General features: G+C 44.4%; 17 protein-coding genes and 5 tRNA genes. 2 read left to right on the top strand and 20 right to left on the bottom strand.

What is annotated here, in order from left to right:
• Positions 1–17 precede the first annotated feature (17 nt).
• Together E7Z59_RS11485 and E7Z59_RS11480 are read left to right on the top strand one after the other, a co-directional pair.
• Positions 18–509: a metallophosphoesterase family protein gene (locus E7Z59_RS11485; protein ID WP_136336494.1), complete on the top strand. Its 492-nt coding sequence runs from the start codon at positions 18–20 to the stop codon at positions 507–509.
• A gap of 342 nt (positions 510–851) precedes the next feature.
• Complete coding sequence (locus E7Z59_RS11480; RefSeq protein WP_136336493.1) at positions 852–1,547, top strand: DUF998 domain-containing protein; 696 nt, start codon at positions 852–854, stop codon at positions 1,545–1,547.
• A gap of 209 nt (positions 1,548–1,756) precedes the next feature.
• Here the strand turns inward: E7Z59_RS11480 and E7Z59_RS11475 are convergent, their stop codons facing one another.
• From E7Z59_RS11475 to E7Z59_RS11380, 20 genes are all read right to left on the bottom strand, one after another.
• Positions 1,757–2,071 carry a DUF3467 domain-containing protein gene (locus tag E7Z59_RS11475; RefSeq protein ID WP_136336492.1) on the bottom strand — a complete coding sequence of 105 codons (315 nt, stop codon included), beginning with the start codon at positions 2,069–2,071 and terminating at the stop codon, positions 1,757–1,759.
• 92 nt (positions 2,072–2,163) lie between these two features.
• Entirely contained in the window at positions 2,164–6,465 is a 4,302-nt protein-coding gene (rpoC, locus tag E7Z59_RS11470) for a DNA-directed RNA polymerase subunit beta' (RefSeq protein WP_136336491.1), read from the bottom strand.
• A gap of 79 nt (positions 6,466–6,544) precedes the next feature.
• Complete coding sequence (gene rpoB, locus E7Z59_RS11465) at positions 6,545–10,354, bottom strand: DNA-directed RNA polymerase subunit beta (protein WP_136336490.1); 3,810 nt, start codon at positions 10,352–10,354, stop codon at positions 6,545–6,547.
• Between the two features lie 135 nt (positions 10,355–10,489).
• Positions 10,490–10,867, bottom strand: coding sequence for a 50S ribosomal protein L7/L12 (gene rplL, locus E7Z59_RS11460; RefSeq protein ID WP_136336489.1), 378 nt, complete (start codon positions 10,865–10,867; stop codon positions 10,490–10,492).
• 52 nt (positions 10,868–10,919) lie between these two features.
• Positions 10,920–11,441 (bottom strand): 50S ribosomal protein L10, encoded by a 522-nt coding sequence (gene rplJ / locus E7Z59_RS11455; RefSeq protein WP_136336488.1) that lies wholly within the window; start codon positions 11,439–11,441, stop codon positions 10,920–10,922.
• Between the two features lie 25 nt (positions 11,442–11,466).
• Entirely contained in the window at positions 11,467–12,156 is a 690-nt protein-coding gene (gene rplA / locus E7Z59_RS11450) for a 50S ribosomal protein L1 (RefSeq protein ID WP_136336487.1), read from the bottom strand.
• A gap of 19 nt (positions 12,157–12,175) precedes the next feature.
• Complete coding sequence (rplK, locus tag E7Z59_RS11445) at positions 12,176–12,613, bottom strand: 50S ribosomal protein L11 (protein WP_136336486.1); 438 nt, start codon at positions 12,611–12,613, stop codon at positions 12,176–12,178.
• A 71-nt stretch (positions 12,614–12,684) separates the two neighbouring features.
• A complete protein-coding gene (gene nusG, locus E7Z59_RS11440) occupies positions 12,685–13,236 on the bottom strand; it encodes a transcription termination/antitermination protein NusG (protein ID WP_136336485.1) in 552 nt (183 codons plus the stop codon).
• Positions 13,237–13,260: 24 nt separating this feature from the next.
• On the bottom strand, positions 13,261–13,446 hold the full coding sequence (secE, locus tag E7Z59_RS11435) for a preprotein translocase subunit SecE (RefSeq protein ID WP_136336484.1): 186 nt from the start codon (positions 13,444–13,446) through the stop codon (positions 13,261–13,263).
• Positions 13,447–13,469: 23 nt separating this feature from the next.
• Positions 13,470–13,540 (bottom strand) — tRNA-Trp (locus tag E7Z59_RS11430).
• A gap of 69 nt (positions 13,541–13,609) precedes the next feature.
• Positions 13,610–14,797, bottom strand: coding sequence for an elongation factor Tu (gene tuf / locus E7Z59_RS11425; protein ID WP_136336483.1), 1,188 nt, complete (start codon positions 14,795–14,797; stop codon positions 13,610–13,612).
• A 56-nt stretch (positions 14,798–14,853) separates the two neighbouring features.
• A tRNA-Thr gene (locus tag E7Z59_RS11420) sits at positions 14,854–14,925 on the bottom strand.
• Between the two features lie 163 nt (positions 14,926–15,088).
• Positions 15,089–15,161 (bottom strand) — tRNA-Gly (locus E7Z59_RS11415).
• A gap of 39 nt (positions 15,162–15,200) precedes the next feature.
• Positions 15,201–15,283 (bottom strand) — tRNA-Tyr (locus E7Z59_RS11410).
• Between the two features lie 487 nt (positions 15,284–15,770).
• Positions 15,771–15,844 (bottom strand) — tRNA-Thr (locus E7Z59_RS11405).
• A 90-nt stretch (positions 15,845–15,934) separates the two neighbouring features.
• A complete protein-coding gene (gene hpf / locus E7Z59_RS11400; RefSeq protein WP_136336482.1) occupies positions 15,935–16,237 on the bottom strand; it encodes a ribosome hibernation-promoting factor, HPF/YfiA family in 303 nt (100 codons plus the stop codon).
• 34 nt (positions 16,238–16,271) lie between these two features.
• Positions 16,272–17,165, bottom strand: coding sequence for a tyrosine-type recombinase/integrase (locus E7Z59_RS11395; protein ID WP_136336481.1), 894 nt, complete (start codon positions 17,163–17,165; stop codon positions 16,272–16,274).
• Between the two features lie 80 nt (positions 17,166–17,245).
• Positions 17,246–17,440, bottom strand: a complete 195-nt coding sequence (gene rpsU / locus E7Z59_RS11390; protein ID WP_136336480.1) for a 30S ribosomal protein S21 — start codon at positions 17,438–17,440, stop codon at positions 17,246–17,248.
• Positions 17,441–17,505: 65 nt separating this feature from the next.
• Entirely contained in the window at positions 17,506–18,645 is a 1,140-nt protein-coding gene (locus tag E7Z59_RS11385) for an acyl-CoA dehydrogenase family protein (protein ID WP_136336905.1), read from the bottom strand.
• 35 nt (positions 18,646–18,680) lie between these two features.
• Positions 18,681–19,523 (bottom strand): ComEA family DNA-binding protein, encoded by an 843-nt coding sequence (locus E7Z59_RS11380; protein ID WP_136336479.1) that lies wholly within the window; start codon positions 19,521–19,523, stop codon positions 18,681–18,683.
• Positions 19,524–19,533: the final 10 nt, after the last annotated feature.

Below are 19,533 nucleotides of genomic sequence, written 5' to 3'. Positions count from 1 at the left end.
ATTATTTTTTAAGTTTTATGACCCGAATCCTTCTCCTGTCTGATACCCACAGCCATCTCGATGATAAGATCCTGAAATACGCTCATGAAGCCGATGAAATATGGCATGCCGGTGATGTAGGCGACCTTGCTGTTACCGATACCCTGAAGAAGGTAAAACCTCTGAAGGGGGTTTGGGGCAATATTGATGATCATGAAGTTCGCACCGAATTCCCGGAAAACAACCGATTCATGTGTGAAGGAGTAGATGTGTGGATCACCCACATAGGAGGGTATCCCGGAAGGTACGATAAACGAATCAGGGAGGCGATAAAAAAAGATCCGCCGAAGCTCTTTATTTGCGGTCACAGTCATATTCTTAAGGTGATGTGGGACAAACAGCTGGGGCTCCTCCACATGAATCCCGGGGCTGCCGGAAAACACGGATTTCATAAGGTACGCACCATGCTGCGGTTCGTCATTGACGGAGAGGAGATCAAAAACCTGGAGATCGTTGAGATAGAAAAGTAGGTTATAACGTTATGCAGGTAAGTTATTTGTCTTCGCGAGGTTTACAAAGTAAACCGTGGCGATCTCAGCAATCTTCCTCAAGGGCCAATAAATGAATATATACCTCCTCAAATTCCAATGCTTTATGCAGTGTGATAACGAGCATCACCTCGAGCTTCCCAACCGAAGGTATGGTGCCCCCCTCCAAGGGATCGTATCGGGAGGCTGATCAATATACCCAAGGATCTAAAACTTCCTGGCATCAACCTTACTTAAACTTTAAAAATCAAAATCCCTATATTAGCTCCTGAAAATGAAGCTGTTTCAGAATGAACTGAAACAACCCTGAAGAAGAAACCTGCTATGAAGAAACTGACACCCCTATTATTATGGTCAGGCTTACTGGCTGTTCTGGTCAGAAATATTTTAGTCTATTATATTGGCTGGATCTCTCCCGGTTATTCCCCCGTAAGTAATTTTATCAGCGAGTTATCAGCAGATGGCATGCCCTATGCCGGCCTGGTCAATCTAGGCAGCCTGATCGTTTTGGGTATTGTCCTGATCATGACCGCCCTCGCTTTAAAAGGACGTTTACCCGGACCAGGCCGCGGACTTTCAATGTCATACCTTGCCATATCCGGAGTTGCATTTATCGGGATCGGGTTGTTCCCCTGTCCTCCGGGATGTCGCCCTGAATTAAACTCGATGCAGATGACCATACACACCCTGGCAGGTTTTATTGCCTCTGTTGCCATCTGTCTCTCAGCTATTGTATACGGCCTGAAATATTTCAAAGGGTATAAAAGTCCGCTTCGGTCAGGCTCATTCGTACTTGGCACTATCGGAATCCTGGCTTTTGTAACGCTTTGGGTAACCATCGTCACTTCAGAGTTCGGTATCGACATCGGACTTTACCAGGTAAAAGGAGCTCTGCAGCGCCTCAATGTTTTGGCCGGAGACCTGTGGGTTGTATTGGCATGCGTGAGTTGTTTGCGAACAGGAGTTGTTAGCAAAACACCTGCCAGCATCAAGGACACCTCTTCTACCCTGGTTTCATAGCAGATACCTTTTTGAAGAAAAACATGCAGTAATATACTGCGAAGTTGGAGTACCGAAGTAGCCCGAGGTCTGTGATTGTGAAACCTGTCTAATCCGTACAGGCCAAACAACTTCAATTCTCCGGAAAAAACTTGTCTTTGCTCTTAATTCTTGATTCTTGGATCCTGAGTCTCACCCCTGCCTGCGACAGGCAGGCTCAAATCGTCCTTCTACGCTTCCCCGGTCGGGCCGAAGTTTAATGGTATGGGAGGCTGCTCATAATCTTTGATCTCCCCGTGGGCCTGTTCAAATCGATTCACATTATCGGCCAGGGCCTTCAGGAAACGTTTGGCGTGCTGTGGAGTCAGGATGATACGGCTTTTCACCTTTGCCTTGGGTCTGCCCGGCATAATGTTCACAAAATCGACTACGAATTCGGAAACCGAATGATTTATGATCGCCAGGTTGGAATACGTTCCTTCGGATACCTGTTCATCGAGTTCTATATTGATCTGTCCTTTTTTCTGGTCTTTCTGATCGCTCATGGAATATATATTTAGTTAGAATAAAGGTAAGCATATTCAAAAAAAATACCCCGGGGTTTCCCGGGGTATTCACATATTATAAAAGAGTTACTTTAGAAATTCACCTGCTGTCTTTTGCTGGCCATGATCTCTTCGTATTCTTCTTTTGATCCTACAATGATGTTGTCGTAGTCTCTCATACCGGTACCGGCAGGGATCTTATGTCCAACGATCACGTTCTCTTTAAGTCCCTCAAGACCATCAACCTTACCGCTTACTGCTGCCTCATTCAACACTTTGGTGGTTTCCTGGAAGGAAGCTGCCGAGATGAATGATTTGGTTTGAAGCGATGCTCTGGTAATACCCTGAAGTATTGGAGTCGCAACCGCAGGAATAGCTTCTCTGGCAGTAACCAGCGCTTTATCTGCACGACGAAGGATGGAGTTCTCATCTCTCAACTCACGTGGAGTGATGATCTGACCCGGCTTCATTCTTTCAGAATCACCGGCATCTTCAACAACCTTCATTCCGAAGATTCTGTCGTTCTCTTCGATAAAGTCGTCTTTGTGAACCAGCTGCTGCTCCAGGAAGGTAGTATCTCCGGAATCGGTAATCCTTACCTTACGCATCATCTGACGTACAACTACCTCAAAGTGCTTATCGTTGATCTTCACCCCTTGTAAACGATATACTTCCTGTACTTCGTTCACCAGGTACTGCTGTACTGCAGAAGGCCCTTTAATTCTAAGGATATCTTCAGGTGTTACCGAACCATCAGAAAGCGGCATACCTGCACGTACATAGTCATTTTCCTGAACAAGGATCTGATTAGAAAGCTTCACAAGATACTTCTTGATCTCACCAAGTTTAGACTCTACGATGATCTCACGGTTACCACGCTTGATCTTACCGAAGGAAACAACACCATCAATCTCTGATACTACAGCAGGGTTAGATGGGTTACGCGCTTCGAACAGCTCGGTTACCCTTGGAAGACCTCCGGTAATATCACCCGCTTTAGAGGATTTACGTGGAATCTTAACAAGGATCTTACCTTCTTTGATCTTCTCTCCGTCTTCTACCATCAGGTGGGCTCCAACAGGAAGGTTGTACGAACGCATTACCTCTCCTTTAGAATCCTTGATGTGAAGGGTTGGAATAAGTTTCTTATTTCTCGATTCTGAGATCACTTTCTCCTGGAATCCGGTCTGCTCATCGATCTCTACCTGGAAGGTAACCCCTTGTTCGATGTTCTCGTAACCTACATTACCTGAGAATTCTGAGATAATAACAGCATTATATGGATCCCACTGACAAACCACATCTCCTTTTTCCAGAGACTGTCCGTCTTTTACAAAGATCTGCGAACCATAAGGTACGTTGTTGGTACCTAAGGTAATTCCGGTCTTCTTATCGATGAACTTAACTTCAGCTGTACGTGAGATCACGATATCAACCTTGTTTCCTTCTCCATCTTCTCCTTTAACCGTTTTCAGATCTTCGATCTCGATCTTAGAATTGAATCTTGCAATGATCTTGTTCTCTTCAGAGATGTTACCTGCAATACCCCCTACGTGGAAGGTTCTCAGGGTAAGCTGAGTACCGGGCTCCCCGATCGACTGGGCAGCAACCACCCCAACAGCTTCACCTCTTTGTACCATTTTATTGGTAGCAAGGTTACGTCCGTAACACTTGGTACAGATACCTTGCTTAGCCTCACAGGTAAGTGGCGAACGTACCTCGACACGCTCTAACGGTGATTCTTCGATCTTTCTAACCGCGTCTTCTCCGATCTCTTCTCCTGCACTAACCAGCAATTCTTCTGTCAGCGGATCATATACATCGTGAAGTGATACACGCCCAAGGATTCTTTCCCCAAGGCTTTCCACCACTTCTTCGTTTTTCTTTAATGGCTCTACTTCTACCCCTCTCAGCGTTCCACAATCTTCACTGTTAACAATAACATCCTGTGAAACGTCTACAAGACGACGGGTCAGATAACCTGCATCCGCCGTTTTAAGAGCGGTATCCGCAAGACCTTTACGGGCACCGTGAGTAGAGATAAAGTACTCAAGGATCGAAAGACCTTCTTTAAAGTTCGAAAGGATCGGGTTTTCGATGATCTCACCACCACCGGCAGTAGATTTCTTAGGCTTAGCCATCAGACCACGCATACCGGTAAGCTGACGGATCTGCTCTTTAGATCCCCTCGCACCCGAGTCAAGCATCATGAATACCGAGTTAAACCCTTGGTTATCCTCACGGATACGCTTCATGGCTAATTCAGTAAGCATGGCATTGGTAGAGGTCCATACGTCGATCACCTGGTTATAACGCTCGTTATTGGTGATCAGACCCATGTTATAGTTCATCATAATACCGTCTACCTGTTCGTTGGCCTCCTCGATCATACCCAGCTTTTCTTTTGGAATGATGATATCACCAAGAGAGAAGGATAATCCACCTTTAAAGGCGAAGTTATACCCCATATTCTTGATCTTGTCAAGGAAGTCTGCGGTGGTAGGAACATCTGTAGCCTTCAGGATCTTACCAATAATATCACGAAGAGATTTCTTGGTAAGGAGTTCATTTACGAACCCGGCCTGCTCAGGTACTACGGTATTGAACAGGATACGTCCTACAGTGGTATCGATGATCTTATAAACAAGCTCTCCATTCTCGTTGAAATCCTTGGCACGAACTTTTACCATGGCATTCAGGTCAACTCGCTGCTCGTTAAAGGCAATATTTACCTCTTCTGCAGAATAGAATGTTAAGCCTTCCCCTTTAATAGGTTGCTCAGGGGTCGACTTACGACCCTTGGTCATATAGTACAACCCAAGTACCATATCCTGAGAAGGTACGGTAATAGGAGAACCGTTAGCAGGGTTTAGAATATTGTGAGAGGCAAGCATAAGCATTTGTGCTTCCAGAATAGCCTCAGGCCCTAACGGAAGGTGTACCGCCATCTGGTCACCGTCAAAGTCGGCGTTAAATGCCGTACACACCAACGGGTGTAACTGGATCGCCTTACCTTCTATCAGTTTTGGCTGGAAGGCCTGGATACCCAGACGGTGAAGTGTGGGGGCACGGTTAAGCAGTACAGGGTGTCCTTTCAATACGTTTTCAAGGATATCCCAAACTACAGGCTCGCGCTTGTCAATGATCTTCTTAGCCGACTTCACAGTTTTTACAATACCTCTTTCGATCAGTTTTCTGATCACGAAAGGCTTGTAAAGTTCTGCAGCCATGTTCTTAGGAAGACCACACTCGTATAATTTAAGCTCAGGACCTACAACGATTACCGAACGTGCCGAATAGTCAACACGCTTACCGAGCAGGTTCTGACGGAAACGACCTTGCTTTCCTTTCAGGGAGTCTGAAAGTGATTTAAGAGGTCTGTTTGATTCTGTTTTTACTGCTGAAGACTTACGGGTGTTATCGAATAGCGAGTCTACAGATTCCTGCAGCATACGCTTTTCGTTTCTAAGGATCACTTCAGGAGCCTTGATCTCCATAAGTCGCTTCAGACGATTGTTTCTGATGATCACCCTTCTGTAAAGGTCATTCAGATCTGAAGTCGCAAATCGACCTCCGTCTAGAGGTACCAGCGGACGTAATTCCGGTGGAATTACGGGTACCACCTTCATGATCATCCATTCCGGATTGTTCTCGCGGTTCTGCTGAGCATCACGGAAGGCCTCAACCACCTGAAGTCGCTTAAGCGCTTCTGTCTTACGCTGCTTAGAGGTTTCGTTATGCGCCTTGTGTCTCAATTCATAAGAAAGCCCGTCAAGATCGATACGCTGAAGCAGTTCGATCAAACACTCAGCTCCCATCTTAGCGATGAACTTATTCGGATCTGAATCATCAAGATATTGATTCTCTGCCGGGATAGAGTCAAGAATGTTCAGGTATTCTTCCTCGGTAAGGAAGTCCATTTTCTGAACGGGTTCCCCATCGGCATTCTTTGCCTCTCCGGGCTGAATTACTACGTAGCGTTCGTAGTAAATGATCATATCAAGTTTCTTGGATGGTAATCCAAGAAGGTAACCAATCTTATTAGGTAAGGAACGGAAATACCAGATATGGGCTACAGGTACTACCAGGTTAATATGACCTACTCTGTCTCTACGTACCTTTTTCTCGGTCACTTCAACTCCACATCGGTCACAAACAATACCCTTGTAACGAATTCTTTTATACTTACCACAAGCACACTCATAATCCTTTACAGGACCAAAGATACGCTCACAAAAAAGTCCGTCACGCTCGGGCTTATGAGTACGGTAGTTAATGGTTTCCGGCTTTAACACCTCTCCTCTGGACTCTGCGAGGATAGCCTCGGGAGATGCTAATCCGATCGAGATCTTGTTAAATCTCTGTACTGTATTCTTATCTTTATTTCTAGCCATAATAAATGGTGATAATGAATTAAGTGTAATTTAAATTACGTTTTGAAGAGCCGCCCCTTTCGGGACGGCCATCCAAAATTTATTCTTCTAATCTGATATCGAGTCCGAGTCCTTTCAGTTCATGCATTAATACATTGAACGACTCTGGTAATCCGGGCTCTGGCATGGTTTCTCCTTTTACGATCGACTCGTAAGTTTTGGCTCTACCAATTACATCATCAGATTTAACGGTCAAGATCTCTCTCAGCGTGCTCGATGCACCATAGGCTTCCAGGGCCCATACCTCCATCTCACCAAATCGCTGACCCCCGAACTGTGCTTTACCTCCAAGAGGTTGCTGGGTAATAAGCGAGTATGGTCCGATAGAACGTGCGTGCATCTTATCATCTACCATGTGACCTAGTTTAAGCATGTAAATCACACCCACTGTAGCAGCCTGGTCAAAACGCTGTCCGGTACCCCCATCATAAAGGTGGGTATGTCCGAATCTTGGTATACCGGCCTCATCGGTATAAGCATTGATCTCATCAAGAGATGCACCATCGAAGATCGGTGTAGCAAACTTCTTCTGAAGCTTCTTACCGGCCCATCCAAGTACGGTCTCATAGATCTGACCAATATTCATACGTGAAGGTACCCCAAGAGGGTTAAGCACGATATCAACAGGAGTACCATCCTCCAGGAACGGCATATCCTCTTCTCTCACGATTCGCGCAACAATACCCTTGTTACCGTGGCGTCCTGCCATCTTATCACCTACCTTAAGCTTACGCTTTTTGGCGATATATACTTTTGCAAGCTTCATGATTCCCGCAGGAAGTTCGTCTCCGACAGAGATGGTAAACTTATCTCTTCTCAACGCCCCTTGCAGGTCATTCAGTTTGATCTTATAGTTGTGCAGAAGATCGTTGATCAACGCATTGGTCTCATCATCAGTAGTCCAGGTTCCACTCACCAGGTGAGCAAAATCGTCTACCGAATTCAGCATCTTAAGGGTGTATTTCTTCCCTTTCGGCAATACTTCTTCTCCAAGGTCGTTGAATACCCCCTGAGAGGTCTTCCCGTTTACGATAGAGAATAGCTTTTCTACCAATACATCTTTCAGCTGGCTGAACTTGGTTTCGTATTCCAGTTCCAGCTTCGCGATATCTTCCTTATCCTTAGCTCTCTTGCGCTTGTCTTTGATAGCTCTTGAGAACAATTTCTTATCAATTACAACACCACTTAATGAAGGAGAAGCTTTCAAAGAAGCATCCTTTACATCACCGGCCTTATCCCCGAAGATCGCTCTAAGAAGCTTCTCTTCCGGAGTCGGATCTGATTCTCCCTTCGGTGTGATCTTACCGATCAGAATATCACCGGGCTTCACCTCGGCACCGATCCTGATCATACCGTTCTCATCAAGTTCTTTGGTGGCTTCCTCAGAAACGTTAGGAATATCATTGGTCAATTCCTCAGCACCAAGCTTGGTATCTCTTACTTCCAGTGAATACTCATCGATGTGGATAGAGGTAAAGATATCCTCACGCACCACTTTCTCAGAGATCACGATCGCATCCTCAAAGTTGTAACCCTTCCATGGCATGAAGGCCACCTGCAGGTTTCTACCAAGAGCAAGCTCTCCTTTTTGAGTTGCATAACCCTCACAAAGTACCTGTCCTTTTTTCACCCGGTCACCTTTTCTTACGATAGGCTTCAGGTTGATCGAAGTACCCTGGTTGGTCTTTCTGAATTTCACCAGGTCGTAGGTCTTGTAATCATCGTCAAAACTCACCAATCTGTCCGTATCGGTTCGGTCGTACTTGATCACAATTTTCTTTGCATCTACATAATCTACTTCTCCATCACCTTCAGAGTTTACCAAAACTCTGGAGTCTGAAGCTACCTGGCGCTCAAGTCCGGTACCTACGATCGGTGATTGCGGACGCAATAAAGGAACTGCCTGGCGCATCATGTTAGATCCCATCAGGGCACGGTTCGCATCATCATGCTCAAGGAAAGGAATCAACGATGCTGAAATAGAGGCGATCTGGTTTGGTGCCACGTCAGTATAGTGCACTTCTGATGGATCTACCACCGGGAAGTCACCCTCTTCACGGGCAATTACCTTATCATTTTCTATGGTTCCGTCGTCTTTTAACGGAATGTTAGCCTGGGCTATTTTCTTACCTTCTTCTTCTTCAGCACTCAGGTAAAGTACTTCTCCAAGATTCACCTTACCTTCCTTAACCGTGCGGTAAGGAGTTTCGATGAATCCCATATTATTCACCTTTGCAAACACAGAAAGAGACGAGATCAGACCAATGTTTGGTCCTTCAGGAGTCTCGATCGGACAAAGACGACCATAGTGGGTATAGTGAACGTCACGCACCTCAAATCCGGCACGCTCACGTGAAAGTCCACCCGGTCCAAGAGCAGAAAGACGACGCTTGTGCGTGATCTCTGCCAATGGGTTGGTCTGGTCCATGAACTGCGAAAGCTGGTTGGTACCAAAGAAAGAGTTAATGACCGATGAAAGTGTTTTGGCGTTGATCAGGTCAATAGGAGTAAACACCTCGTTATCACGTACGTTCATACGCTCACGAATGGTTCTTGCCATACGGGCAAGACCTACACCAAATTGGGTAGACAACTGCTCCCCAACGGTACGTACACGACGGTTGGAAAGGTGGTCAATATCATCGATCTCTGCCTTAGAGTTGATCAGCTCGATCAGGTATTTGATAATGGTAATGATATCCTCTTTGGTAAGCACCTGCTTATCCATTTCAATATCAAGTCCCAGTTTCTTATTCATTCTGTAACGTCCAACCTCTCCAAGGTTATAACGTTGATCAGAGAAGAACAACTTATCAATGATACCACGAGCGGTTTCCTCATCCGGCGGCTCAGCATTACGAAGCTGACGGTATATATGTTCTACAGCCTCTTTTTCAGAGTTTGTAGGGTCTTTTTGAAGGGTATTGTAAATAATGGCATAGTCACCGGTCTGACTTTCTTCTTTATGAAGAAGAATGGTCTTAACATCGGTATCTAGAATCTCTTCCAGGTGTTCTTTTTCCAGAATGGTATCCCTGTCGAGGATGATCTCATTACGCTCAATGGATACTACTTCTCCTGTATCCTCATCAACAAAATCCTCGTGCCATGTTTTAAGCACACGGGCGGCTAGTTTTCGCCCAAGTACTTTTTTAAGTCCGGTCTTGGTCACCTTCACCTCTTCTGCGAGGTCAAATATTTCAAGGATGTCCTTATCGCGCTCAAAGCCGATAGCTCTGAACAGGGTAGTAACCGGTAATTTCTTTTTACGATCGATATAGGCATACATTACGCTGTTGATATCGGTCGCAAATTCGATCCAGGAACCTTTAAAAGGAATTACCCTTGCAGAGTAAAGCTTGGTTCCGTTAGCGTGGAAAGATTGTCCGAAGAATACTCCGGGTGAACGGTGTAACTGCGATACAACAACCCTTTCCGCTCCATTGATCACAAAGGTACCACTGGGAGTCATATAAGGGATCGTTCCCAGGTATACGTCTTGCACGATCGTTTCGAAGTCTTCATGCTCCGGGTCTGTACAGTACAATTTCAAGCGGGCTTTCAACGGCACGCTGTAAGTAAGCCCTCGCTCAATACACTCCTGGATGGAGTAGCGTGGAGGGTCAATAAAGTAATCTAGGAATTCAAGTACAAATTGATTGCGCGTATCAGTAATGGGGAAGTTCTCCATGAAGGTATTGTAAAGACCTTCGTTACCCCTCTCTTCAGATTTCGTTTCCAGCTGGAAGAAGTCCTGGAAAGATTTGATCTGAATGTCCAAAAAATCCGGATAATCCGGGGTACTTTTTGCAGAGGCGAAATTAATTCTTTCAGTCTGATTTGTGAACATCAATGGACAGTATTATGATTAAAATAAATATGAAATCACGTACACAATTATATACGCAAAAGGGTTTAGGCCTTATCCCCGCTATTGGGGACAGACCTAAACCGTGTTTTTACAGCCTTGCGCTGTAGGGCAAAATTACTTCAATTCTACCTCAGCACCAGCCTCCTCTAAAGACTTCTTAAGACCTTCGGCCTCGTCTTTAGAAACGCCTTCTTTGATAGCTTTAGGGGCGCTATCAACCATTTCTTTAGCATCTTTCAGTCCGAGACCTGTAAGTTCTTTTACAAGCTTAACAACTGCAAGCTTAGAAGAACCAGCTGACTTAAGGATAACGTCAAATTCAGTTTTCTCCTCAGCGGCTTCACCACCACCGGCGGCAGCACCACCAGCTACAGCAACTGCAGCAGCAGCAGGCTCGATACCATATTCTTCTTTAAGGATATCAGCTAACTCGTTTACTTCTTTTACGGTAAGGTTAACCAATTGTTCTGCAAAATCTTTTAAATCTGCCATTTTCTATCGTTTTTAAATATAAAATTTTAATGTATAATAATTAAAGTGCGTTCTATGATTCTTTTTCTGAAAGGGTTTTCAGGATACCGGCCAGTTTACCGCCACCACTCTTAAGACCGCTGATAACGTTCTTAGCAGGCGACTGCAGTAATCCGATGATATCTCCGATAACTTCCTCCTTAGACTTGATAGCCACAAGAGTTTCCAGTTGCTCATCTCCGATAAAGATCGCCTCTTCAATAAAGGCTCCTTTAAGTAAAGGCTTATTAGATTTTTTTCTAAAATCCTTGATGAGTTTAGCCGGAGCGTTACCGGTTTCTGAAAGCATCAGAGAGGTGTTTCCTTTCAAGGTAGAAGGAAGGTCTCCGAAATCCTTATCAGAAGCTTCCATTGCTTTTGCAAGCAAGGTATTCTTAACAACTGCAAGCTTAATGTTTGCCTTAAAACAAGCTCTTCTTAAATTAGAGGTTGTTTGGGCGTCTAATCCTGAAATGTCGGCAAGGTAAATGATGCCACTTTCAGCTAACTGTGCAGTCAAATCTTCTATTACCGTTAACTTTTCTTCTCTAGTCATGATGTCAAAAATTTACAACTGCCAATTAAACTGCTTTAGGATCGACAGGCACCCCTGGACTCATAGTACTCGACATAGAGATACTTTTGATGTAGGTACCCTTAGCCGCAGTTGGCTTAAGTTTAATTAAAGTTTGAATTAATTCGTTCGCATTTCCGGCGATCTTCTCTGCAGAGAAAGATGCTTTTCCGATAGAAGCGTGTACGATACCTGTCTTATCAACTTTAAAGTCGATCTTACCGGCCTTCACCTCTCCTACCGCTTTGGCAACATCCATAGTTACCGTACCGGTCTTTGGGTTTGGCATTAAACCTCTTGGCCCAAGGATACGTCCTAATGGTCCAAGTTTACCCATTACGCTTGGCATGGTGATGATCACATCAACATCAGTCCAACCGTCTTTGATCTTTTGCAGATACTCATCTAACCCTACGTAGTCTGCACCGGCCTCTTTAGCTTCAGCCTCCTTATCAGGAGTTACCAGAGCAAGAACCTTTACGTCTTTCCCGGTTCCGTGAGGAAGGGTAACCACGCCACGAACCATTTGATTCGCCTTACGAGGATCTACTCCCAAACGCACTGCCAGGTCAACAGATGCATCAAAGTTTACGTTAGTGATATCTTTTACTAATTGAGAAGCTTCAGAAACAGAGTATAGTTTACTTCTGTCTAATTTAGCTGCAGCTTCTTTTTGCTTTTTCGTTAATCGTGCCATTTCCAGATTCGTTTAAGAGTTAAAAAGGCTTTTCACCTGAAACCGTTAGACCCATTGATCTTGCAGTACCAGCAACCATGCTCATGGCCGATTCTACGGTAAATGCATTCAGATCCTGCATTTTGTCTTCTGCGATCGTTTTTACCTGATCCCAGGTTACGCTCGCTACTTTCTTACGGTTTGGCTCTCCTGAACCCTTTTTAACCTTTGCCGCTTCCATAAGCTGAACTGCCGCTGGCGGTGTCTTTACTACGAAGTCGAACGACTTATCTGAGTATACGGTGATAACAACAGGTAATACTTTACCCGGTTTGTCCTGTGTACGAGCATTAAACTGCTTACAGAACTCCATGATGTTAACGCCGGCAGCACCTAGAGCGGGTCCAACCGGTGGCGACGGATTCGCAGCACCTCCCCTAACTTGTAGTTTAACTACTTTACTAACTTCTTTTGCCATTGTTTAATAGTTCAATTTAATTTTGATACGCCCTAATGGAAGCAAGGCGAATCTAGTATATAATGTAACAATTATACTTTCTCTACCTGCATATAGCTCAATTCAAGCGGAGTCTTACGACCGAAGATCTTCACCATTACCTCGAGCTTACGCTTTTCTTCATTGATCTTTTCTACCGTACCGTTAAATCCATTAAACGGTCCGTCGATCACTTTTACAGTTTCTCCAATGGTATAAGGTATCGCCACATTGTCTGTCTTAACAGTCAGCTCATCTACCTTACCTAACATTCTGTTCACTTCAGATTTTCTCAACGGCACAGGATCTCCTCCTTTTACCTCTCCGAGAAAACCGATCACCCCTGTAATCGATTTGATCACGTGAACAACCTCTCCGCCAAGATTAGCCTTCACCATTACGTAGCCCGGAAAATACACCCGTTCCTTACTGATCTTTTTCCCGTTACGTATCTGGATCACTTTTTCAGTAGGCACCAATACCTCGTCTACATAGTCAGCATAACCAAGTCGGGCGATCTCTTGCTCGATATACCCCTTAACCTTGTTCTCCTGACCACTAACGGCTCTTACAACGTACCACTGTTTTGCTAATGCTTCTGCCATTGCAATAAAAATGCTTTAAAATTCTTAGCTGATTAAACTGAAATAGAAACTGATCACTTTACTGAACACTGTATCTATTCCCCAGATCGTCAAAGAAAAGAGAATGGAAAACACTGCCACTACCACCATCAGATTCTGTCCTTCTGCCCAGCTTGGCCAGGTCACATTCGTTCTCAACTCTTCGAACGACTCTTTGATATAATTTACCATAGTATCTTCGTATTACTATTTTGCACGGGTGGAGAGATTCGAACTCCCATCAACGGTTTTGGAGACCGCTATTCTACCCTTGAACTACACCCGTCTATTCAAGTTTAAAGGCATCCCGCCTGACGACAGGATACCCTTAACTTGAAAATTATTTATCTAGAACTTAGTCTAAAATCTCAGTAACCTGACCAGCTCCTACAGTTCTACCACCTTCACGGATCGCGAAACGCAGACCTTTGTTAAGTGCGATAGGCTGAATAAGATCTACAGTAATAGTAAGGTTATCACCTGGCATTACCATTTCAACTCCGTCAGGAAGACTGATAGTTCCGGTTACGTCAGTTGTACGTACGTAGAACTGAGGACGGTAGTTGTTGTGGAATGGAGTGTGACGCCCACCTTCTTCTTTCTTAAGGATATACACCTCAGCTTTGAATTTAGCGTGTGGCTTCACAGATCCTGGCTTACAGATAACCATACCTCTCTTGATATCAGACTTCTCGATACCTCTTAGAAGGATACCTACGTTATCTCCAGCTTCACCTCTGTCAAGGATCTTACGGAACATCTCTACCCCGGTGATAGTTGAAGTAAGCTTCTCAGCTCCCATACCGATGATCTCTACAGGGTCACCAGTGTGAGCTACACCAGACTCGATACGTCCTGTTGCTACAGTACCACGACCAGTAATAGTGAATACGTCCTCAACCGGCATAAGGAAATCCTTATCTACATCACGCTGAGGAAGTTCGATCCACTCGTCAACAGCGTCCATAAGCTTCATTACAGAGTCAACCCACTCCTGCTCTCCGTTAAGAGCACCAAGTGCAGATCCTGGAATTACAGGTCCGTTATCTCCGTCATACTCGTAGAAAGAAAGAAGCTCTCTTACTTCCATCTCAACCAGCTCAAGAAGCTCCTCATCGTCAACCATATCCACTTTGTTAAGGAATACAACGATTCTTGGAACACCTACCTGACGTCCAAGAAGGATGTGCTCACGAGTTTGTGGCATAGGACCATCAGTAGCAGCTACTACCAAAATAGCACCGTCCATCTGAGCAGCACCAGTTACCATGTTCTTAACGTAGTCAGCGTGACCAGGACAGTCAACGTGTGCGTAGTGACGGTTAGCAGTTTGGTATTCTACGTGTGAAGTATTAATAGTAATACCTCTTTCTTTTTCTTCTGGTGCGTTGTCGATAGAATCGAATGAACGAGACTCAGAAAGACCAGCGTCTGCTAACACCTTAGTAATAGCAGCAGTCAAAGTAGTTTTACCGTGATCAACGTGTCCAATAGTACCTATATTTAAGTGCGGTTTGGAACGATCAAAAGTTTCCTTTGCCATGATTTAATAATTTTAATCTTAGTTATATATTAGTGTTCAAATTTAAACGCAACAAGAGCCAACGACGAGAATTGAACTCGTGACCTCTTCCTTACCAAGGAAGCGCTCTACCCCTGAGCTACGTCGGCTTATTAAGACATCACCAAAAATGCCCGCCTACCGGCCGGCTTAGTGACTCTTAAAGAACTCTTCAGAAAAAGGCCTTGTATTACTTTAGGAAAGTGCAACAAAGATAAAACTCTTCAGAGACTTTAAAAAACCGAACCAGGTTAAAGTTCGGTAAGATTTTAGAGCGGGAGACGAGATTCGAACTCGCGACATTCAGCTTGGAAGGCTGACGCTCTACCAACTGAGCTACTCCCGCCTTTTAAACAAGATAATCATCTTGTTTCCGAATTCGTAGTGGGGAGAGCAGGATTCGAACCTGCGAAGGTAAAAACCAACAGATTTACAGTCTGTCCTCGTTGGCCGCTTGAGTATCTCCCCGAAGCCGTATTTAAGTATACAACCTTACTTGTTTGAGCGGGCAAATATAGTAGGAAACCCAACTCTGTACAAGTTTTTTTATGTCTTTTTCGCGTTTTTTTTACCGCTGCTTCACAAAGCACTAAGCTTCAGTAAAAAGCATTGTAAAACGCGTTGCCATTTCAAAATTTCAAGGAACCTGAAAAAGGGCATAAAACCCTACAGATCCGAAGACCCATGATCTTCCCGGAATCTACTGACCGAAACATATTCCGATCTTAATTTCATCCTTTCAAAGAGAGCCGATAGAGGGACTCCCCTCGACCATGCTCGGGACAGGCTTCTCGCCCCTCCCCTTCTTAATCAACCTGAGTAAACAGGTGTCAAATTCAGTATTTCAAGAGAGCCGATAGAGGGACTCCCCTCGACCATGCTCGGGACAGGCTTCTCGCCCCTCCCCTTCTTAATCAACCTGAGTAAACAGGTGTCAAATTCAGTATTTCAAGAGAGCCGATAGAGGGACTCGAACCCACGACCTGCTGATTACAAATCAGCTGCTCTAGCCAGCTGAGCTACATCGGCATTTTCATAAAAAAAGTCCGCTATTTCTAACGGACTGCAAATGTATAGAAATTATTCATTTTACAAAATAAATTCCAGATAATTTTCTGATCAGGTGTGAGGCCTGAGTTTTTGCTTTCTTTTGGTCAGAACACGCTCTAAAGAACTGGCCGCTGAATCAACCGCCTCCTCAAAGGTTTTGCATTGTTTTTTCACCATGAACTCATCGCCGGGAACATGCACCTTGATCTCAGCAAGTTTGTTCTCCTTGTCGCTGGTCTTTTGAACTTTTAAATAAATGTCGGAGTGAATGACACGGTCATAAAAATGATCAAGCTTATCCATACGCTTTTGAATAAAATTGATCAACTCCGGTTCCACATTGAAGTTCACAGATTGCGTGTTTACTTCCATCTCAAATGTTTTTAGGGTTAGACATCGCTTTCGGTCAGGATTTCTTTTCATTCCTTGGATGCCTTAAGAACTGCTTCTTGAGTTCAGACAGGTTATTATGGGTGTAGACCTGTGTAGATGCCAGGCTGGAATGGCCTAATAACTCCTTGACCGAGTTAAGGTCTGCCCCATTATTCAATAAATGGGTAGCAAAACTATGCCGTAAAATATGCGGACTCGTTTTTGCCTTGGCAGACACCTTACTAAAATAGGTATTTATCAACCTATAAACAAACGAATCATAGAGTTTCGATCCATTACTTCTAAGAAGAAGATATCCCTGAGAGGCAGCTGTTTCAACCTCCTCCCTCAACACAAGATATTGACTGATGCGCTGTACTAATGAGGGCATCAAAGGAACAACACGCTCTTTATTCCTTTTCCCCAACACCCTGAGCAATCCTTGCGGCACATCTACACTTTCTACCTTTAACTCTATAAGTTCACTGCGCCTGATACCTGTTGCATAGAACAACTCTATGATCAACCGGTCACGCAGCCCTTCAAATCCGGGCGCAAATCCAACCTCGTCCAGCACGAGATTAACCTCCTTTTCAGAAAAAGGAAGCTGCGCCTTTTTAGCAGTCTTCAGCGATCGATGCCCATCCAAAGGGTTCACCTCAATAACCCCAATACGAAGGAGGTATTTATAATACGCCTTTAAAGAAGCTACTTTTCGGTTTACACTACGGGTACTCAACCCGGAATTAACCAGGGCAACGATCCAGGTCCTTATCTCCTGGTAAGCTGCCTTGTCAGGATCGGCACCATGCGAATACGATTGGTAAAAATCAAAGAAGGCATTCAGATCTGCACAGTACGCTGTTACCGTATGTGCTGCATAGTGTTTTTCAAGAGTTAGGTAGTCTGTAAATTTTTGGAGCTCCATAGTTTAAAAATAGCCAAAAAAAATCCCGCAACGAATAAATCGTTGCGGGATGTATATAATCTTTAAATGAGCTTGCGCTATTAGATCTCCTCCTGATCTCTCAAATGCTGAATATAAGCAGCCTTTTGAACCTGAGCTCTTCGCTCTACAGAAGGTTTATTGAACTGCTGACGACTTCTTAGCTGACGCATAGTTCCTGTCTTATCGAATTTACGCTTATAACGCTTTAGCGCTCTATCTATATTTTCTCCTTCTTTTACTGGTATAATTAACATAAGCTTATCACCTCCTTTCTTTTGACGGGGGCAAATATATACCAAAATTTAAATATCAAACAAGATTATTTTAAAATATTCCTGGAGATCACTAACTTCTGAATTTCAGTGGTTCCCTCCCCGATAGTACACAGCTTGGAGTCGCGATAAAACTTCTCTACAGGGAACTCTTTTGTATACCCGTACCCCCCGTGAATTTGCACCGCCTCATTGGCAATTCTAACACAGGCTTCCGAGGCAAACATTTTACACATCGCACTCAGGGTGGTCATCTTTCGCCCGGCATTCTTTTCGAAGGCCGCTTTATGCAATAAAAGCTCAGAGGCTTCTATTTCTGTAGCCATATCTGCAAGCTTGAATGAGATTCCCTGAAAACTGGAAATGGGCTTCCCGAATTGAACCCGCTCTTTTGAATACTTCAAAGCAGCCTTGTAAGCACCTTTGGCAATACCTAAGGATAAGGCACCGATTGAGATTCGACCTCCATCAAGTATCTTCATAGACTGGATAAATCCATCACCCACAGGACCAAGCCGATTCGCATCGGGAATACGGCAGTCTGAAAAAACCAGCTCTGCAGTTTCACTGGCCCGCATACCTAATTTATCTTCTTTCTTCCCACTGCTAAAACCGGGCGTGCCTTTTTCTATAACGAAAGCGGTCATTCCATGAGAATCTCCCTTTTCTCCCGTTCTTACGATCACAACAGCAACGTCACCACTCTTACCGTGGGTTATAAAGTTCTTAGCTCCATTGATCACCCACTCGTCTCCGTCCTTGACCGCCGTGGTATTCATACCACCTGCATCAGACCCTGTATTGTGCTCCGTAAGTCCCCAGGCACCGATCCACTCTCCGGTAGCCAGCTTGGGGATCCATCGCTTCTTCTGCTCTTCAGTACCGAAACTTAAGATATGATTTGTACACAGAGAATTGTGCGCAGCCACAGACAACCCTATTGAAGGATCTACCTGAGAGATCTCATCAACGATAGCAATATATTCATGATACCCTAATCCGGAACCTCCGTATTCCTCCGGAACGAGAACACCCATAAAACCAAGCTCTCCCGCCTTTTTGAATACCTCCACAGGAAACTCCTGAGACTCATCCCATTTCATTACATTCGGACGAATATATTGTTCCGCGAAATCTCTGGCAGAAGCCGCCACGAGTTGCTGTGTCTCTGATGCATCAAAGTTCATCTGAGTAGCAAGATCTAATTCCATACAAGCAATTTTTATTCAACTCTCAAATATAATTTAATTCTGGCTAAATCTTTTTCTGATAAATTGTGAAATTTTGTTAATTCTTCAAGACTATCCAGTCGCTGATGAACAGACCTGTAGGCTACAATTTTAGAAGCCAGGGAGCGACTCACATAGGGTACTTCAGCCAACTCATTTAAACCTGCTGTATTAATATCGAGCTTTATGAAAGGCTCCGGGTCATCCAGTTTAAAATGCCTCCATAATTCCGAAAGAACATCTTCATTGACCCCGTAAACTTCCTCTAGCTGATCGGCTACCTGGAAACCGCCAAGCCTGTTTCTGTAAGCCACAATACGCTCTGCCAAAACAGGACCAATACCATATACCCTGACCAGTGAAGAGGCGGTGGCAAAATTCAGGTCTTCCTTTACAATACCCGATGTTTCTCTAACAGATCTCCCCGGGAATCTCGGGAAATTAAAAAAGGGACTCATCTTATTCAGAACTGAATCATGAACACCGGTTACCCTTTGAAACTCTCCTGCATCAGTAACAAACCTACCCTTTGCCCGAAATGCAAATAAACGGTCGATCTCTTCAGGGGTCATCCCGAAGCGGTACCCCTTATGATCACTCATATAGTTAGGATTAAAAGGGAGTGGGGCATATACCTTATTATTTTCAACGCTCTTCAAAGAATCTACATAAGCATTCACCCTCTCAGCAATTGGGTCCGATGACGGATCCTCAGCTTCAGGGCGATCCAGAAGACCACTCCACAAGACCCCTTGCAAAACCACTATACATACTACCAAAAAAAATATCCCACTTCGCTGAGATCTTGAGAACCGGAAGTGGGATATTCTATTCATATGATGTTTT

Source organism: Robertkochia marina, assembly GCF_004799345.1.
Classification (GTDB): domain Bacteria; phylum Bacteroidota; class Bacteroidia; order Flavobacteriales; family Flavobacteriaceae; genus Robertkochia; species Robertkochia marina.
This window is presented reverse-complemented; position numbering and strand designations above follow the sequence as displayed.

Bases quoted from the DNA above. Each gene is read 5' to 3' on its own strand.
- E7Z59_RS11485 (WP_136336494.1), top strand. From the start codon at position 18: ATGACCCGAATCCTTCTCCTGTCTGATACCCACAGCCATCTCGATGAT.
- E7Z59_RS11480 (WP_136336493.1), top strand. From the start codon at position 852: ATGAAGAAACTGACACCCCTATTATTATGGTCAGGCTTACTGGCTGTT.
- E7Z59_RS11475 (WP_136336492.1), bottom strand. From the start codon at position 2,071: ATGAGCGATCAGAAAGACCAGAAAAAAGGACAGATCAATATAGAACTC.
- rpoC (WP_136336491.1), bottom strand. From the start codon at position 6,465: ATGGCTAGAAATAAAGATAAGAATACAGTACAGAGATTTAACAAGATC.
- rpoB (WP_136336490.1), bottom strand. From the start codon at position 10,354: ATGTTCACAAATCAGACTGAAAGAATTAATTTCGCCTCTGCAAAAAGT.
- rplL (WP_136336489.1), bottom strand. From the start codon at position 10,867: ATGGCAGATTTAAAAGATTTTGCAGAACAATTGGTTAACCTTACCGTA.
- rplJ (WP_136336488.1), bottom strand. From the start codon at position 11,441: ATGACTAGAGAAGAAAAGTTAACGGTAATAGAAGATTTGACTGCACAG.
- rplA (WP_136336487.1), bottom strand. From the start codon at position 12,156: ATGGCACGATTAACGAAAAAGCAAAAAGAAGCTGCAGCTAAATTAGAC.
- rplK (WP_136336486.1), bottom strand. From the start codon at position 12,613: ATGGCAAAAGAAGTTAGTAAAGTAGTTAAACTACAAGTTAGGGGAGGT.
- nusG (WP_136336485.1), bottom strand. From the start codon at position 13,236: ATGGCAGAAGCATTAGCAAAACAGTGGTACGTTGTAAGAGCCGTTAGT.
- secE (WP_136336484.1), bottom strand. From the start codon at position 13,446: ATGGTAAATTATATCAAAGAGTCGTTCGAAGAGTTGAGAACGAATGTG.
- tuf (WP_136336483.1), bottom strand. From the start codon at position 14,797: ATGGCAAAGGAAACTTTTGATCGTTCCAAACCGCACTTAAATATAGGT.
- hpf (WP_136336482.1), bottom strand. From the start codon at position 16,237: ATGGAAGTAAACACGCAATCTGTGAACTTCAATGTGGAACCGGAGTTG.
- E7Z59_RS11395 (WP_136336481.1), bottom strand. From the start codon at position 17,165: ATGGAGCTCCAAAAATTTACAGACTACCTAACTCTTGAAAAACACTAT.
- rpsU (WP_136336480.1), bottom strand. From the start codon at position 17,440: ATGTTAATTATACCAGTAAAAGAAGGAGAAAATATAGATAGAGCGCTA.
- E7Z59_RS11385 (WP_136336905.1), bottom strand. From the start codon at position 18,645: ATGAACTTTGATGCATCAGAGACACAGCAACTCGTGGCGGCTTCTGCC.
- E7Z59_RS11380 (WP_136336479.1), bottom strand. From the start codon at position 19,523: ATGAATAGAATATCCCACTTCCGGTTCTCAAGATCTCAGCGAAGTGGG.